Below are 15,972 nucleotides of genomic sequence, written 5' to 3' on the forward strand. Positions count from 1 at the left end.
ATAGCCCTTTCGTGGTTTTATCCCGCGAGAGGCGGCGCAGGCTTCTTGACTGGCAGCATAACCCCGAGGGCTCGTATCATGAGCCCTGATATAAAGATCTGGAACGCCGTGATGATAAGCCACAGTCCGAAGACGGCCCAGTTGGTCTCGATGCCGATCTCGGGCAGCACGTAGCCGTTCCCGACATAGGAATCGAAGAGCGGAACCGCCAGCAAAACGCCTGCCAGAACGGCGATAACCGATCCCCATATCGTTGCATTGTACGGAAGAAGCCGCTCGAGGCGAGGCTGCACATGTCCCGAATAGTCAAAAATCACCCGACCGATCGCTGCCGAAATCAGCATTGATTGACCAAGGACGGCCAGAGCCATCGCAAACAGCATGGCATTCGAGGAGAACCGCACGCCTGCTATCGACATAGGTCCGGTGAGCAGCGGCAACATTATGATCAAGCCGAGGGCCAGAAGCAGGAGACCCGGCCAGACGAGAAAGAAATCGAACCCGTAGACAAACATCGCCTGCAGATTGCGCCAGCCGGCGCGCCAGGGCTCCATCCAGCCTCGGCGCTTCATGTGGCTCAGCCGTCCTTCCGGATCCTTCAGGAAGTGAATCGGCACCTCGGTCGTCGCAAGCTCCATATGCACGGATTTCAGCACCATTTCCGAGGCGTATTCCCACCCTTGCGAGCGGAGATCCATGCGAAGCAGCGCATCGACGCTGATGCCCCGCATGCCGCAATGGATGTCGGAAAAGCCGCTGCCGAACATCCGATTGAGAATCCACGTCGTCAGCGGCGTTCCGAAATAGCGATGCAGCGGCGGCATCGCATTGTCTTCGATCGTGCCCTTGAACCGCGAGCCCATGACGAACTCAGATCCCTTCCGGAAGGCCTCGATGAAGGGTGCGATCTGGCGAAAATCATAGGTGCAGTCCGCATCGCCCATAATGATGAACTTGCCGCGGACGAAAGGAATGGCATCGATGTAAGCTCTGCCCAAGCCGCGCTTCGGCGTCCGCAACACGCGCGCGCCCCGTTCACGGGCGATTTCCGGCGTGCGATCGGTCGAACTGTCGACAATGAGGATTTCGACCGCCGCACCACTTGCCGCGATGCCTTGACGGCACCAGTCGACGAAGGTTCCGATCGTCAATTCCTCGTTCAGCGAGGGGACGAGGATGGTTACCTCAGGGTCGGTAACGTCGTCGTCGGGCGTAAGAAGCATCAATTCCGGATCGTGGATGTGGGGAAAATTCATGCGCGTAATCAGGCTCTTAGGAAAGGACGGGCGGGACGAGGCCGCAGGAAAAATCCAATATGGCATGGCAGATCGCCAGATGGGCTATCTCCACGTAGCCATATTGGTCGGAAGCGACGTAGAAGTTCAGATCACCGAGCGCGCGCAACGGATTGCCTGGAGCAAAGCCGCTCAAGGTGATAACGGCGCCACCTTTTTCGCGGGCGGTGCCGACGGCTTTCGTAATGCTTTCCGATCTGCCTGAACTGCTGATCGCAATCAGCAGATCCCCTTCATTCGCATGCATTTCGATCTGCTTTGCGAAGACGTTCTCATAGCCGAGGTCGTTCGAGAGGCAGGTCAGTGTCGCCCCGTCGTTCATCGCCATGGCGCGGAGTCCGCCATTTTTGGAGTAGTCCGTCGCCATATGGCTGGCAATTGCGGCGCTGCCGCCGTTACCGATGAAGATGATCTTCCGGCCGGCATCATGGGTAGCGCGGGCCAGCCGCATGGCCTCACTCATCGCAGTTGCATAATCGAGGCTTTCGTCACCCGGCCGCGACGCGGCTGCATTCACGAGAACATGGCGGAGAAATGTAAAATAGCGATCGAGATCGCCGGCCGTCACGCCAAGGTCCGAAGATATGGTCTGGTCATGTGACATGCTGGTCAACCCCTACACCTTGGAAATTGGGGCGTCCTTAAAGACTAAATGATACAAAGGCAAGTTGCCCGGCATCCCTCCGGATGGTTGTTAACGAGTGTCACGGCTTTGCAACTAACGGTCTTCCGTCAAGCATCCGGCCCCGACGTGAGGGTTGCTGCTCGCCTTAGCGCTGCTGAACCCGACCAGTTATCAAGCTACGGAGGCGTGCGTGATGAATATTGACAATATGTGCTACGCTACCCATCATAGACGAAACGAAGGGGTATGCCGATGGCATCGGGTAGCATTCATGTGAAGGTCAGTGGGCAGTTGCAGGATCATATCCAGCAGCAGGTCGGCGATGACGGCCTTTATGAAAACGCCAGCGAGTATATTCGTGCGCTCATTCGCCGCGACTTGCAGACCCGTAATGAGGCCTGGGACATGCTGCAAAGAGAGCTTGCGCCGGCGATGCGGGCTGAAGACAGCGAATTCGTCGTGGTTTCGGCCGAAGACGTCATCCGCCGCAACAAGCGTCAATAAGCCTGATGGCAGCCTATCGATTTTATCCGCGCGCTGACGACGCGCAGGACAAGATTTGGCGCGACACGATTGAGGCGTGGGGAGAGAAGCAGGCGGATGCCTACATTCTCGGGCTGCACGCCTATTTGCAGCGTTTGTGCGAGGATCGGTCGATCTGGCGACAGCTTCCGCAACGTCTGGCAGTTCCGGCAGACATCAAGCGGTTAGCCTATTTCGGTCGTTATGAACATCATTACGTGTTCTTTCGCGAGCTTAAGAACGGCGATCTTGGTGTCATGAGCATTCTTCACGAACGGATGAATCTGCCGGTCCGGCTCAAAGAGGATCTGGCGGCTCTCTCAAACAAACAGCCGTGAGGGCGGGATCTTCGGTCGGTGGGATTGCTCCTCGATGTGGGCTTTAACCCGGACTCAGAACCGGTGTTCCGCTCCCTCCAGCGGGTTTGCCCAGACCGTCATGCCAGGCCCGAAAGGCGTTTCGCCTTCGGCGCGCACGATCATTTCGCCGAGTTCGGGGACATCGAGATAGAGGATCGCGTCGGCGCCGAGCCGTTCCACATGGCGGATTCTGCCTTGCCACTGGCCGGTGCCTTCCGAAAGTCTGACATGTTCCGGGCGGATGCCGTAGGTGGTGCAGTTCATCCGCCGTGCCGTCTCGCCGCCATAGAGGTTCATTTTCGGGCTGCCGATGAAGCCGGCGACGAAGGGTGTGGCGGGATTGCGGTAGAGCTCCATCGGGCTGCCGATCTGCTCGACGGCGCCGCCGTTCAAAACGACGATCTTGTCCGCCATCGTCATCGCCTCGACCTGGTCGTGGGTGACATAGATCATCGTCGAGTTCAGACGGGCGTGGAGTTCCGAGATCTCCAGGCGCATCTGTGCCCGCAGCGAGGCATCGAGATTGGAGAGCGGCTCGTCGAACAGGAAGACCCTGGGATCGCGCACGATCGCTCGGCCAATGGCGACGCGCTGCCTCTGGCCGCCGGAAAGCGCTTTCGGCTTTCTCTGCAGCAAATGAGTGAGCTGCAGCGTTTCGGCTGCCGCCGCGACCTTCTCGGCGATCTCAGCCTTCGGGCGGCGGGCGAGCGAAAGTCCGAAGCCGATATTCTCGGCAACCGTCATATGCGGGTAGAGCGCATAGCTCTGGAACACCATGGCGATGCCTCGCTCGGAAGGTTCCGCATAGGTCACGTCCTTGCCGCCGATGGTCAGCCTACCCGAGGTCGTCTCTTCCAGGCCGGCGATGATGCGCAGCAGCGTCGACTTCCCGCAGCCCGACGGGCCGACGAAGACGACGAACTCGCCGGAGGCAACCTCCAGATCGACGCCCTTGATGACCTCGAGAGCGCTAAAGCTCTTGCGAACCTGTTTGAGAGTGAGCTCAGCCATTCTGCTACCCTTTGACTCCGCCTGACGTCATGCCTGCGACGATCTGGCGGTTGAAGAAAATGAAGACGATCAGCGGCGGGATCGTCACGAGGAGGATGTTCATGAAGAGCAGATTATACTGGCTCGAATACATACTCTGGAAATTATAGAGCGTCAGCTGCACCGTCACATTCTCCTTGCCCGGCAGGTAGTAGAGCGGATTGGTGAAATCGTTGAAGATCGCGATCGACTGGACGACGATATTGGTCACGGTCACCGGCTTCAGTAGCGGCAGGACCACCCGGAAGAAGATCTGCCGGGGCTTGGCGCCGTCGATCAGCGCCGCCTCGTCGAGATCGCGCGGGATGGTCGAGATGAACGACCGATAGAGCAGGACCGAAAAGGAGAGATTATAGGCAACCTGGATCAGAATCATTCCCGTCATGGTCTTGAAGAGGCCGATATCCTGCAAAAGACCGATGGTGGGAACAACGGCCGGCGGCATCATCAGGCCCATGAACAGTGCAGCGAAAGCCACGCGGTTCCACGCCGTCTTACGGCGCTGCATCACATATCCGACCATCGCCGACAGCAGGATCAGGATCGCGACGGAAACGACCGTGATCAGCGTCGAATTGAAATAGGCAAGCACGAGCTGATAGTCGCGCGCCTTGAAGACGGCGACGAGATTGTCCCAGAACAGCCAATGCTCAGGAAGTTCGAAATCGAGCCGGGAAGCCTCCGATTTGGATTTCACCGCCTGCAGGGCGACGAAAACGAAAGGCATGACGAAGATGACGGCCGCGATGGCAAGGGCTATCGCGCCTGTCACATAGGGGCGGACGCTTCTCATTCCTCGACCTCGCGCCGGTTGAACCACAGGGTGAAGGGCAGGATGATCACGGCAATCAGCGCGAACAGAATGACGTTTCCGGCCGTCGACAGCCCATAAAAACCAGCCTGGTACTGCTTGTAGATGACCGAGGCGATCACATCGGAGGAGAAACCGGGTCCGCCCCGGGTCATGGCCCAGATCAGGTCGAAGGAACGGAGCCCACCGATCAGCGACAAGGTCACCACGATGACCGTGGCGGGACGCACGAGCGGCAGGGTGATGCGGAAAAATTGCTGGAGACGGGTGGCGCCGTCGATCCTCGCCGCCTCATAATAATCGGGGCTGATCGCAGCGAGACCGGCAATGAAAATCAGGGTGGCGAGGCCGACACCCTTCCAGACATCGACGAGGGCCACCGAAAAAAGCGCGAGCGCCGGATTGGTCAGCCATCCCGGTCCAGGCATTCCAAGCGTCTCGAGCGTAACATTGATGATGCCCTTGGTCGGATGCATCATCACCGTGAAGGTGATGCCGATGCCGATGGTCGAGACCAGCACGGGAAAGAAGACCAGCGTGCGCAGGAAGCCGCGGGCGAAGATATTGCTGGTCAGCAGCACGGCGAGCAGCAGGCCGAAGACCGTCTTTAAGCCGGATGTCGTCACGGCATAGATCAGGGTGTTGACCAGCCCCTTGACCAAGAACGGTTCGGAAAAGAACTGCTGGAAATTTTCAAGCCCGATAAATTGCGCCGTCGAGAGATCCCAACGCGTCAGGCTGTACCAGAGAGACGATATGGTCGGAAAAAGGAACAGCACGCCGTAAATGATGGCGGCGGGAATGAAAAACCACAGCGGGTAGGGCGATTTGCGCGGGTGCGGGCGTGTCTCGGTCATGACTACCTCTTCGATCGGGGAAACCTCGCCCCGTCAGGAGCGAGGTTAGCTGGCCCGAACGACCGCTACCAGTTGGGCAGGCCGAGCTGCTTGGCCTGTTTGCGCACATCCTCGTCATAGAGCTTCGCTGCCTCGGCGGGCTGGCGAATGCCGGAACCGACTTCGACGGTGATCTGCTCGAGAGCCGGGCCCTTCACCGGCGATACGAATTCCAATGCCGGGGTCGTCTTTCCCTTGGCATCGAAATAGGGGAGCATGTCCTTTACGGCGGGCGGTACGTCGGCAGGCAGATCGCAGCCGTCGATCAGCGGAGGCCCCTGCACGGTGTTGGTTTCCACCATGATCTTGCAGCCTTCGACGCTGCCGGCGAAATCCACGAATTTCTTCGCTTCTTCTGCGTGCTGGCTGGTCAGGGGAATATAGAGGGCGGGCGGCATCCAGACCGTCAGTCCGTTCGTTGCCGCATCGTCGCTCGGTTGCGCGAAGAAACCGACATCTGCAAGATTCTCGGGATAATTCTGTTTGATCGCGCCAATGGCGAAGCTCAGCATCGGATAATGCGCCGCTTCGCCGGTCGCCACCATTCTGAGGCCGTCGTCATAACTTGCCGCGCCGAAATCCTCGTTCGTCAGGCCGGCGTCGTGAACATCCTTCAGCCGTTCGAAACCTTTTGTGGCGGCGGGCGTCTCCGCATATTTCGCCTTGTTGGCGGTATAGTCGGCGGCGAAGTTCGGCGCTGCGGCGTGCAGATTGTAATAGTCGGCCAGAACGAACAGCTGCGATGTCCAGGTATCGCGATAGGTCTGCGCCACGGCGATCTTGCCCGAAGCCTTGACCTTGGCATTGTTGGCCATGAAATCCGCCCATGTCTTCGGAACGGCGAGGCCGAGATCCTGATAGATCTTCCTGTTGTAGAGGATCCCGCCCGCCATGGCCGTGCCGAAAGGAACGCCGTAGAGTTTGCCGCCGGCGCTGACCACAGATTTGAAGCCTTCATCCACCTTCGCCTGCGAGGCGAGACCGCTCAGATCTACAAGTGTCTGCGCCGGCTTCAGCGCCTGTAAGAGAGAGCCGGAATTATAGAGGAACACATCGGACATCTCGCCCGTTGCCAGGCGCGTCTTGATGATGTTGTCACCCTCGCCGCCGCCTGCCCGCGGCTCGATTTCGATCGTCACGTCGGGCGCCTTGGTCTGGTAGGCCGCAACCAGTGCTTCGGCTGCCGCGACCGTGTCGGGGTTGTTGTCGATCAGGAAAGACAGCGTGGTTTCTGCATGCGATGGGCTGGCCGCGGCCAAGGCCAGAAGCGCGGATGCGCCGGCAAGAATGAGCTTTATCCGATGTGTCATGACGTTCCTCCTCTGAACGGTGTGACTGTATGCTCCTCAGTAATCGGGTAGGGAAAAGACCAGCCGGTGCGTGCCGGGGGGAAGAGCCGCCTCCTCGATGACGGGCTCCCCATTGAGTGACGCATTCCGGTGCCGCCGGCCGGGCCGGAAGCGGCCGACGCACCCCTCCGGAAGCGTCAGCACATAGGTGACCTCGCTGCCGGTGCAGTGCCAGCCGGCCTCGATGCGCCCTTGGCTGATATCGTGATAGGCCGAAACCGACGAAAGCGACGGGATCGGTGCCGGATCGACGATCACTTCGGCAAAGCCGGGTGCGGCCGGGCTCGGCGAAATGCCGGCGACACATTCGAACAGCCATTGGCAGACCGCTCCATAGGCATAGTGGTTATAGCTGTTCATGTCGGGTTCGTAGATGGTGCCGTCGGGCGCCATCGAATCCCAACGCTCCCAGATCGTCGTTGCTCCCTTCGAGACCTGGTAGAGCCAGCCCGGCACATCCTCCTGCAGGAAGACTTTTTCGGCGAGGTCGTCCATGCCGAGTTTCGTCAGGGCCGGCAAAAGGGCCGGCGTGCCAATGAAGCCGGTGCCGATCTTGTAGTCGGCATCGACGACCACCTGCCTGAAATGTCGCCGGGCTGCCTCATGATGCTCACCCGGTATCAGGTCATACAGGAAGGCCAGCGCATAGGATGTCTGATCGTTATGGGCGAGCCGCCCGGCCGGCGTGATGAACTCGTTGGCGAAAGCCAACCTGATCTTGTCAGCGCGGCCCTTCATCTGTTCTTCAAGCGCTTGCTCGCCGAGTACGCCTGCGATCTTCGCGAGAAGATCCGTCGAGATGAAGTGGTAAAGGGTGGCTGCACAATCGTCGGCAATCGTCGGGCGCGGCTTTCTGTTATCGCCGACCGGCTGCAGCCAGTCGCCGAAGGTGAAGCCGCGGGCGCCCCAATGCGAGGGCGGATGGACGATCGGGCCATCCGAGATGGACCAGACGAAATCGACCCAGCGCACCATCGAGCCCAGGCACTCCGAAAGAACGGATCGGTCGCCGTAATGGGTATAGAGGACCCAGGGGATCACGACAATCGCGTCACCCCAGCCGGTCGAGCCGGCATAGCCCGGGAAATTGCCGGGGTGCAGACGCGTCGGGTCGGGCGAGAAATGCGAAACGGCGCCGTCCTCGCGCTGGTCGGCCATCACATCGCGCAGATATTTCCTGAGGAAGGACTGGCTGTCGCTCAGCCAGCAGGCCGTCGCGGCAAAGACTTGGGCATCACCCGTCCAGCCAAGCCGTTCGTCGCGTTGTGGGCAATCTGTGGGCACTTCGATGAAATTGGCGCGCTGCGACCAAATGGTATTCTCGACCAGACGATTGACGAGAGGGCTGCCCGAGGTGAAGCCGCCGGCCGGTTCCGGCACCGACGAGATCGGGATCGAGGCGATATCAACAATCTCCGCATCGCCTTTGATCGTCACCCTGGCATAACGGAAGCCGTGGAAGGTGAAATGCGGCGCATAGGTCTCGTCGCCATCTCCGCTGAGCGTATAGAAGGTGTGCGCGGTAGCCGCGCGATAGTTGCGATTGTCGAAGTAGCGTTCCGGCCCAAGGACTTCCGAGTGCTCGACCCGCACTTCGGTGCCGCCGACGCCACGGACCGTGTATCTGACGTAGCCGCCGACATTCTGGCCGAAATCATAGATCGTCCTGCCTTCATGATCGGTCCAGCTTTCGATGGGGGCGACCGGCCGCAGCTCCCGCACCGCTGCGGTCTCATGCGCGACGAGCAGCCCCGTGTCGAACGGCAATCGCTCGGTCCCGTGGGTTTCGGCGATGTTTTCCAGGCGTGCGTCGTAAATCTCGCCGAAATAGATCCCCGACTTCTGGATCGGCAGAAGCCCGCTTTGCCAGGTCGTATCGGTGGAAAGAATGGTGCCGCTGGGGCCGACCAGATCCGCAATGGCCCCGATCCTGTCGCCCCAGCAGTTGGGAATAGCCTGGGCGCCCCACATGATCGGCGAGCGGTACCATCCGTCGGCGAGCCAGATTTCTATCCGGTTAAAGCCTGACTTCAGCAATCTCGAGATGTCGTATCGCTGATAGGCAATGCGGTCGTCGTAATTTGTCCAGCCGGGAGTCAGCAGATCGTTGCCGACGCGGGTGCCGTTGATGAAGCAGCGATAGAGGCCGAGCGCCGAGATGAAGAGTTCGATCGGAAGGCCGGTGTCGTCATGATCGAAGGTCTTGGAGACGAAGCTTGCGGCCGTTCCCTGGCCGCGGTCCGACAGCGGGGCGATCATCTCTCCGGACCAGGCGCGCGAAACGAGATTGCCGTCGATGGCTGCCGGCTGAAAGTTCATCAAGTCCTCCCGACGAGTTGTAGAACGTTCTCCATATAACGTTCTACATTTTTTTCGGAAGCGCAATAGAAATTTCGTCGCCAGTCTGCCATGGTGGTTCTGCGAGCGATTGACGGCCCGCAGCGTAACCCAGAGATTTCATGTCGATCGAAGAGAAAAAAAGACTGCAACGAAATGATCGCGTGACGATCCGGACAGTGGCAACGCATGCAGGCGTCTCGGTCGCCGCGGTCTCGAAGGTAATGCGAAACGCCTACGGCGTCAGTGAAGCGCTGCGGGCGAGGGTGACCGACGCTATTGAAGTGCTTGGATATCGTCCCTCACGCGCGGCGCGCGGGTTGCGGGGCCGCAGTTTCACCATCGGCGTGCTTTTGATCGACATCCGCAATCCCTTCCTTCCGGAGGTGATCGCCGGCGTGAATGGCGTGCTGGCGCCTTCGCATTACCAGGCGATGATCGGTGTCAGCGATGCGCGCGTGCAGCTGGAGACGTCGCTGATCGAGTCGATGATCGACTACAAGATGGATGGTCTGATCCTGGTTGCGCCGCGCCTGCCTTCCGACATCATCGCAAAATTCGCGGCTCAGATACCGATCGTCGCGGTCGGTTATCACGATGCCGGCGCCACCGCCTTCGATACGGTCAATGCCGACGACCAGCGTGGCGCCGAGATTGCGGTGGAAGCGTTGCTTGCCTGCGGCTATCGCGACATCGAAATGCTGAGCCTCGGCGAGCGTGAGGGGCACCAGGTCTCCGTCGTTCGCCAGCGCGAGATCGGCTTCCGCCGGGCGATCCAGCGCGCCGGATTGGGATCGTCTGCGCCGATCACTAAAATTCCGATCGCCCCGCCAAAGCGGGAGGAAACGATGCGAAAGTTCCTGTCGAGGAAGAACAGGCCGCGCGCCGTGTTCTGCTGGAGCGACCTCGACGCCATCACCCTTCTGAGCCTGGCGATGGAAATGGGTGTGCGTGTGCCCGAAGATCTTGCCGTCGTCGGATATGACAATTCGTCGACCGCAGCGCTCGGCCTCGTCAATCTCGCAAGCATCGATCAGTCGGGCAGGGAGCTCGGCCAGGTCGCCACCCGGACGTTGATTTCGAGAATAGAGGGTCGCACCGGCGCCGAGCATATTTTCCAGATGCCGTCGCTGGTCAGCCGCAACAGCCTGACCCGATCCGGCAAGGCTCCGGTCACTTAGAGCGAGGGATGGAAGGGCCGGCAGCTCATGTGCGCTGCCGGCCTCGTAATCTCAGGCGGCCTTGCCGAGTTTCGAGGGACGCGTCGCGGCAGCCTTCTCGACCATGGCGGTGACTTCGGTGCGCCGTGCCCCTGAAAGCGGCAGGCGCGGCATGCGCACGCGTTCGGAGCCGCGGCCCATGATCTGCTCGGCGAGCTTGATCGACTGCACGAGATCGTGCTCGGCATCGAGATGCAGAAGCGGCATGAACCAGCGGTAGATCCTGCGGGCCTCCTCCCAGTCGCCGCGTTCGGCAGCAGCAACGAGCTGCACGGATTCCTCAGGGAAGGCGCTGGTGAGGCCCGAGACCCAGCCCTTGGCGCCGAGCATCAGGCCTTCGAGCGCGACGTCGTCGAGGCCGGCGAAGATATCGAAACGGTCGCCGAATTCGTTGATGAGATCGGTGAAGCGGCGCGGATCCGGGGCGCTTTCCTTGACCGCCTTGATGTTCGGCACCTCGGCAAGCACCTTCAGCACATCGGCGCCGATGTTGACGCGGTAGGCGGGCGGATTGTTGTAGAGCATGATCGGCAGCGAGGTCGCCTCGGCCACGGTGCGGAAATGCGCGATCAGCTCTTCCGGCTTCGGCACATAGACCATGGCCGGCAGCAGCATCAGCCCGTCGGCGCCGAGCTTTTCGGCGTCACGGGCATAGGCGACGGCGCGGCGCGTATCGAATTCGGAGACGCCCGTCACGACGGGAACGCGGCCGTTGACGACCTCGACGGCGGCTTTGAGGATCGTGCGCTTCTCATCGGGATCGAGCGAATTGTTCTCACCACATGTGCCCATGACGATCAGCCCGTTGACGCCGTCGTTGACGAGCGCGTCCTGGACGCGCTGGGTCGCGGAGAGATCCACGGACAGATCTTCGTTGAATTGCGTCGTTACGGCGGGAAATACGCCCTTCCATCCTGTTGTCATCGATCGAAACTCCGTTAAAGTCGGCTCGTTATATACAAACTGTCGACAATACTCAATCGCCGTGATTTGTAAATTCGTGGGGCGTTGCCGAAATCGGCCAAAACGCACTACAAGGCTCTCATCAAGGGGAGGGACGCATGCAGAACGACGCAGAAAATGTGCGGGTGCGCGGTTCCGGCACGCAGAGCATCTATGCCGCGCTGCGCCGGGAGATCCTGTCGATGGCGCTGGAGCCGGCCAGCCCGCTCGACGAGGTGCGGCTGTCGGAGCGTTTCGGCATGTCAAGGACACCCATCCGCGAGGCGCTGTTACGGCTCGCCGCCGATGGGCTGGTCACGACCCTGCCAAACCGGAACACGATCGTCGCGCCGATCGACTTTGCCAGCCTGCCCACCTATTTCGAAGCGCTGACGCTGATGTACCGGGTGACGACGCGCGGAGCCGCCGGGCGGCGAAATGACGCGATCATGGAGACCATCCGCCGGCACCAGAAGGATTTCGCCGGCGCCGTTGCCGCGCGCGACGCCTATGCGATGATCGAGGCGAACCGCGAATTCCATGTGGCGATCGCCGAGCTTGCCGGCAACGCCTATTACACCGCCTTCTTCGCCAGGCTGCTCGACGAAGGCCGGCGCATCCTTCGCTTGTATTATTCGACCTTCGACGACCGGCTGCCGCGCCAATATGTCGATGAACACGAGGAAATCATCGCCGCGATCGAGGCCGGTGACGCCGATCGCGCCGACCGGCTGGCGATTGCCCACGCCGCCCAGATCGTTCGCCAGATCCAGGACTATCTTGCCCGCAACCTGGACCGGCCGGTGGCGATCGGCCTGTCCTGAAGCACCGGTCGCGCGAGGACAGCAGAAACGCTAAGAACAGGAGAGCGACATGTTGTGGCCGCACCCGGTACCCCGCATCACTGAAGATGAACGGCGCGTTCGCCTCGGCAGGCTTCGAGAAGCGATCGACGCAGAAGGACTGGCCGGGGTGCTTCTCGGCCCGACCGAAAGCCTGCGGTACTTTACCGGCCTCGTCTGGCATCCGAGCGAAAGGTTCCTCGGCGCGCTCGTCACACCCACGGCCGCTTCTTATATCGTCCCCGGTTTCGAGCGCAGCCGCGTCGAAACCCTGCCGCATCTGCCGGGAGATATCCTGGTCTGGGAAGAGGAAGAGAGCAGTGCCGCCCTCATTTCCCGCCTTGTCGAACGAGACGGCAAGCTCGCACTCGACGATGGTCTGCCGCTTTTTTGCTATCACGCCTTGGCCGCGGCGATGGGCGCCGAAAGGCTCGCCGATGGCGGACGGCTGATCCGCGGCCTGCGCCGCATCAAATCGGCGGCCGAGATTGCGCTGATCCAATATGCGATGAACCTGACGCTCGACGTGCACAGGCAGGTGCATTCGCTATTGAAGCCGGGCATCACCTCATCCGAGGTCGTCGATTTCATCGACCGGCAGCATCGCCAAGCGGGCGCCGATGACGGCTCGACATTCGCAATCGTCTCCTTCGGCGCGGCGACCTCGCTGCCGCATGGCGCCGACGGCGATCAAATCCTTGGCGACGACGACGTCATTCTCGTCGATACCGGCTGCCGGATCGACGGCTATCATTCCGATATCACCAGAACCTATATGCTCGGCGGCGGCGACGGCGCCTTTGAACGTGCCTGGTGGATCGAACGGGAGGCGCAGCAGGCCGTCTTCGATGCCGCCGGGATCGGTGCCGCCTGCTCGAGCCTCGACGATGCGGCCCGCAAGGTGCTTGCCAAATATTCGCTTGGCCCCGACTATTGCCTGCCGGGATTGCCGCATCGCGCCGGCCACGGGCTCGGGCTGGAAATCCATGAAGAGCCCTATATTGTTCGCGGCAACGACACGCCGCTTGCCGCCGGCATGTGTTTTTCCAATGAACCGATGATCGCCTTTCCCGAAACATTCGGGATCCGGCTGGAGGATCATATCTACATGACCGCAGACGGCCCGTGCTGGTTCACCAACCCGGCGGCGGGGCCGACAGAGCCGTTTGCCTGAGCGGACGTCATTTCACGCCCCGCTCAGAGAGCTGCATCTTAGCCTTGAATGCCGGAAGCGCTTCCGGACTTGAGCTTGACCTCGATGACCGGGACGACGACCTTGGGGCGGCGTACCGGCAGGACGAAGGTCAGTTCATCCTCGGCGACAGGAAATTGGGTGTTTGCCCATAGCGTATTGGCGGCGGGGCGCAGCCAGGTGACCTCGCTGGCGTCATGCAGGAATTGCGCATATTCGATCTTGCCCGCCAGCGCATCGAAATGCAGATGCTTATAGGGCCAGTTGAACAGGTGGATGTAGAGGCGATCGCCGTTCTGGGTCAGACGGCAATCGGGCGGCGCAGTGAAGTCGGACTGGGTGCAGCCGACGATGCTGCGCTCGTGCAGCGCCATCCACTCCTCATAGGCTGAAAGCGCCGATTTGGCGCGGTGGTCGAGCGTGCCGCGGGCTGTCGGCCCGACATTCATCAGCAGATTGCCGCCGATGGCAACGGTGCCGACCAGCATCTGCACCAGTTGCTCGGTGCTTTTCCAGGTGTCCTCGTCGCGGTGATAGCCCCAGGAGCCGCTCAGCGTCTGGCAGGCTTCCCAGACGACGCGCCGGCCGTCGCGTTTCGGCCAGGCGCGCGGCATATACTGCTCCGGCGTAACGATGTCGGGCTGCAGGCCGGCGAGATCGAGCCGGTTGTTGATGATGATGTCGGGGGCGAGCTCGCGCACCAGGCACACGAGTTTCTCGCTTTCCCAATCCTGATGGCCCTTGCCGACCAGTTCTCCTAGCTTCCACTGCGGATAGCTGAAATCGAACCACATGATGTCGATCCGCCCGAACTCGGTCAGCAGTTCGCGCACCTGCTCGCGCATGAAGGCGGCATAACGCTTGGCGTCCCGGCCTTCATTGATCTTCATCGCATCGGGGTGATTGCGCTGCGGGTGGCGCGGATCGACCGTGAAGTCGGGATGGTGCCAGTCGATCAGCGAATAATAGAAGCCGATCTTCAGGCCCTCGGCGCGGAAGGCGTCGACGAAGGGGCGCAACAGATCCTTTCCATAAGGCGTGTTGGTCACCTTGAAGTCGGTGGCCTTGGTGTCCCAGAGGCAGAAGCCTTCATGGTGCTTGGTGGTCAGCACCACATATTTCATGCCCGCGGCCTTGGCGCGTCTTGCCCATTCGCCGGGATCGTAGAGATCGGGATCGAAGTGATCGAAATATTTCTGGTAGTCGGCGTCGGTGAGCTCTTCGCGGCTCTTGACCCACTCATGGCGCGCCGGCAGAGCATAGAGCCCCCAATGCACGAACATGCCGAACCGGTCATGGACGAACCAGGCCTTCTTCTCGTCAGGCAAGGCCAGTGACTGCAGATTGTCGGCATCCATGGATATTCCTCCTGTTTCATTTCAGAATTGGCGCACGACACCAGAAACCGCTCGCCGATTTTGGGCTGGCACTCCGGCGGCCCTCAGGTCGTTTCGCGGACGATGAGTTCGGGAACGATGACGATGCCGTGCTGCCGGTTCTTGGTGGCAATGCGGCTGAGCAGCAGGCGCACTGCTTCTTCGCCCATTTCCCGTTTCTGCACCCTGAGCGTGGTGAGCGCCGGTGACAGCAATTCGGCCGTCGGGATATCGTCGAAACCGATCAGGGCGATCTGCTCGGGGATCGAAATGCCGGCCGCCCGGCAGGCCTTCATGGCGCCGATCGCATTGAGATCGTTGTAGCAGACGAGGGCATCGATGCCGGGCGCTTCCGCCAGCAATTGCGCCGCCGCCGTCTGTCCGGCCGCTGCCGTCGGATCGCAGTAGACGATGCCTTCCGCCTTGAGCCCGTGCGACGCCAACGTCTTGCGGATGCCGACGAGGCGGCTCTTGCCGCCGAAGGAGCTGCGCGGCCCTGCGATGATCGCGATCCTGCGGCGACGGCGCTCGACCAGATGATCGATCGCACGCGACGCTCCGGTTTCGTAGTCCGTGACGATCGTTCCCGCCACTTCGGGCGGCGCTTCGCGGTTGATGAGCACCGCAGCGCGATGGTGCGCGAGCGCCTTGTGCAGGGCGGCATCCGGCAGGCGCGCGCTGCAGACGATGATGCCGTCGACCCGATGGCGCAGCAGCGCCTCGATGAGTTCGCCTTCGCGCTTGCTGTTCTCGACGACGTTGGACAGAAGCAGGTTGTAGCCGGCGGCACTCGCCGCGTCCTCGGCTCCTCTGATGACCTCGGGAAAGAACGGATTGGTGATGTCGGGAACGAGAAGGCCGATCGTCTTCGAGCGGTCGGACCGCAACCCGCGTGCGAAAGGATTGGGCCGATAGTTGAGTTCGTTCGCCGCCAGAAGAATGCGCTGCGTGGTCTCGGCGCTGGCGCCGCCCTGATCGTTGAGCACGCGCGACACCGTCATCGGCGATACGCCTGCGGCGCGCGCGACATCGGCAATGGTTATCTTGGCTTCCGGCTCTTTGGTGCGGCTCAACGGGACAGTCTCTCGAACGGCAGGAATTGCGATAACGATAACTAACACAATTTGCAGGAAAACCAAGGATGCTCAGGCTTGGC

15 protein-coding genes are annotated in these 15,972 nt (G+C 61.0%); 5 read left to right on the top strand and 10 right to left on the bottom strand.

All coding sequences use genetic code 11. The annotated features are described in order from the left end of the window. Positions 1 to 17: 17 nt before the first annotated feature. Together AMK02_RS21910 and AMK02_RS21915 are read right to left on the bottom strand one after the other, a co-directional pair. Positions 18 to 1,256, bottom strand: a complete 1,239-nt coding sequence (locus tag AMK02_RS21910; RefSeq protein WP_064806730.1) for a glycosyltransferase family 2 protein — start codon at positions 1,254 to 1,256, stop codon at positions 18 to 20. Between the two features lie 16 nt (positions 1,257 to 1,272). After that, positions 1,273 to 1,899, bottom strand: a complete 627-nt coding sequence (locus AMK02_RS21915; RefSeq protein WP_064806732.1) for an SIS domain-containing protein — start codon at positions 1,897 to 1,899, stop codon at positions 1,273 to 1,275. 273 nt (positions 1,900 to 2,172) lie between these two features. Between AMK02_RS21915 and AMK02_RS21920 the strand changes: the two genes are divergently transcribed. After that, complete coding sequence (locus AMK02_RS21920; protein WP_064807165.1) at positions 2,173 to 2,424, top strand: ribbon-helix-helix domain-containing protein; 252 nt, start codon at positions 2,173 to 2,175, stop codon at positions 2,422 to 2,424. A 5-nt stretch (positions 2,425 to 2,429) separates the two neighbouring features. After that, positions 2,430 to 2,780 (top strand): type II toxin-antitoxin system RelE/ParE family toxin, encoded by a 351-nt coding sequence (locus AMK02_RS21925; RefSeq protein ID WP_064806734.1) that lies wholly within the window; start codon positions 2,430 to 2,432, stop codon positions 2,778 to 2,780. A gap of 54 nt (positions 2,781 to 2,834) precedes the next feature. On the opposite strand, the gene AMK02_RS21930 is transcribed toward AMK02_RS21925, so the two are convergent. The 5 genes from AMK02_RS21930 to AMK02_RS21950 all read right to left on the bottom strand — a co-directional run bounded on the left by AMK02_RS21930 (position 2,835) and on the right by AMK02_RS21950 (position 9,226). After that, the gene (locus AMK02_RS21930) at positions 2,835 to 3,812 is read right to left on the bottom strand and encodes an ABC transporter ATP-binding protein (RefSeq protein ID WP_064806736.1); all 978 of its coding nucleotides are present in this window, start codon (positions 3,810 to 3,812) and stop codon (positions 2,835 to 2,837) included. A 4-nt stretch (positions 3,813 to 3,816) separates the two neighbouring features. Further along, entirely contained in the window at positions 3,817 to 4,644 is an 828-nt protein-coding gene (locus tag AMK02_RS21935; protein WP_064806738.1) for a carbohydrate ABC transporter permease, read from the bottom strand. Next, on the bottom strand, positions 4,641 to 5,519 hold the full coding sequence (locus AMK02_RS21940) for a carbohydrate ABC transporter permease (protein WP_064806739.1): 879 nt from the start codon (positions 5,517 to 5,519) through the stop codon (positions 4,641 to 4,643). Before AMK02_RS21940 ends, AMK02_RS21935 begins: the two co-directional genes overlap by 4 nt. 65 nt (positions 5,520 to 5,584) lie before the next feature. Further along, positions 5,585 to 6,868, bottom strand: coding sequence for an ABC transporter substrate-binding protein (locus AMK02_RS21945; protein ID WP_064806741.1), 1,284 nt, complete (start codon positions 6,866 to 6,868; stop codon positions 5,585 to 5,587). A 36-nt stretch (positions 6,869 to 6,904) separates the two neighbouring features. Further along, entirely contained in the window at positions 6,905 to 9,226 is a 2,322-nt protein-coding gene (locus AMK02_RS21950) for an alpha-L-rhamnosidase (protein ID WP_064806743.1), read from the bottom strand. Positions 9,227 to 9,366: 140 nt separating this feature from the next. Between AMK02_RS21950 and AMK02_RS21955 the strand changes: the two genes are divergently transcribed. After that, complete coding sequence (locus tag AMK02_RS21955) at positions 9,367 to 10,425, top strand: LacI family DNA-binding transcriptional regulator (protein ID WP_064806745.1); 1,059 nt, start codon at positions 9,367 to 9,369, stop codon at positions 10,423 to 10,425. Positions 10,426 to 10,476: 51 nt separating this feature from the next. Here the strand turns inward: AMK02_RS21955 and AMK02_RS21960 are convergent, their stop codons facing one another. Further along, the gene (locus tag AMK02_RS21960; protein WP_064806746.1) at positions 10,477 to 11,388 is read right to left on the bottom strand and encodes a dihydrodipicolinate synthase family protein; all 912 of its coding nucleotides are present in this window, start codon (positions 11,386 to 11,388) and stop codon (positions 10,477 to 10,479) included. Between the two features lie 137 nt (positions 11,389 to 11,525). Here AMK02_RS21960 and AMK02_RS21965 point away from each other — a divergent pair, with 137 nt between their 5' ends. Next, entirely contained in the window at positions 11,526 to 12,230 is a 705-nt protein-coding gene (locus AMK02_RS21965) for a GntR family transcriptional regulator (protein ID WP_064806748.1), read from the top strand. A gap of 49 nt (positions 12,231 to 12,279) precedes the next feature. Beyond that, entirely contained in the window at positions 12,280 to 13,422 is a 1,143-nt protein-coding gene (locus AMK02_RS21970; RefSeq protein ID WP_064806753.1) for a M24 family metallopeptidase, read from the top strand. Between the two features lie 38 nt (positions 13,423 to 13,460). Here AMK02_RS21970 and AMK02_RS21975 read toward each other — a convergent pair whose 3' ends face one another. After that, positions 13,461 to 14,798, bottom strand: coding sequence for an alpha-L-fucosidase (locus AMK02_RS21975; RefSeq protein WP_064806755.1), 1,338 nt, complete (start codon positions 14,796 to 14,798; stop codon positions 13,461 to 13,463). An 83-nt stretch (positions 14,799 to 14,881) separates the two neighbouring features. Beyond that, positions 14,882 to 15,889 carry a LacI family DNA-binding transcriptional regulator gene (locus AMK02_RS21980; protein ID WP_082240366.1) on the bottom strand — a complete coding sequence of 336 codons (1,008 nt, stop codon included), beginning with the start codon at positions 15,887 to 15,889 and terminating at the stop codon, positions 14,882 to 14,884. Positions 15,890 to 15,972 lie beyond the last annotated feature (83 nt).

Origin of the sequence: Rhizobium sp. N731 (genome assembly GCF_001664145.1) — a bacterium.
Lineage (GTDB): Bacteria > Pseudomonadota > Alphaproteobacteria > Rhizobiales > Rhizobiaceae > Rhizobium > Rhizobium esperanzae.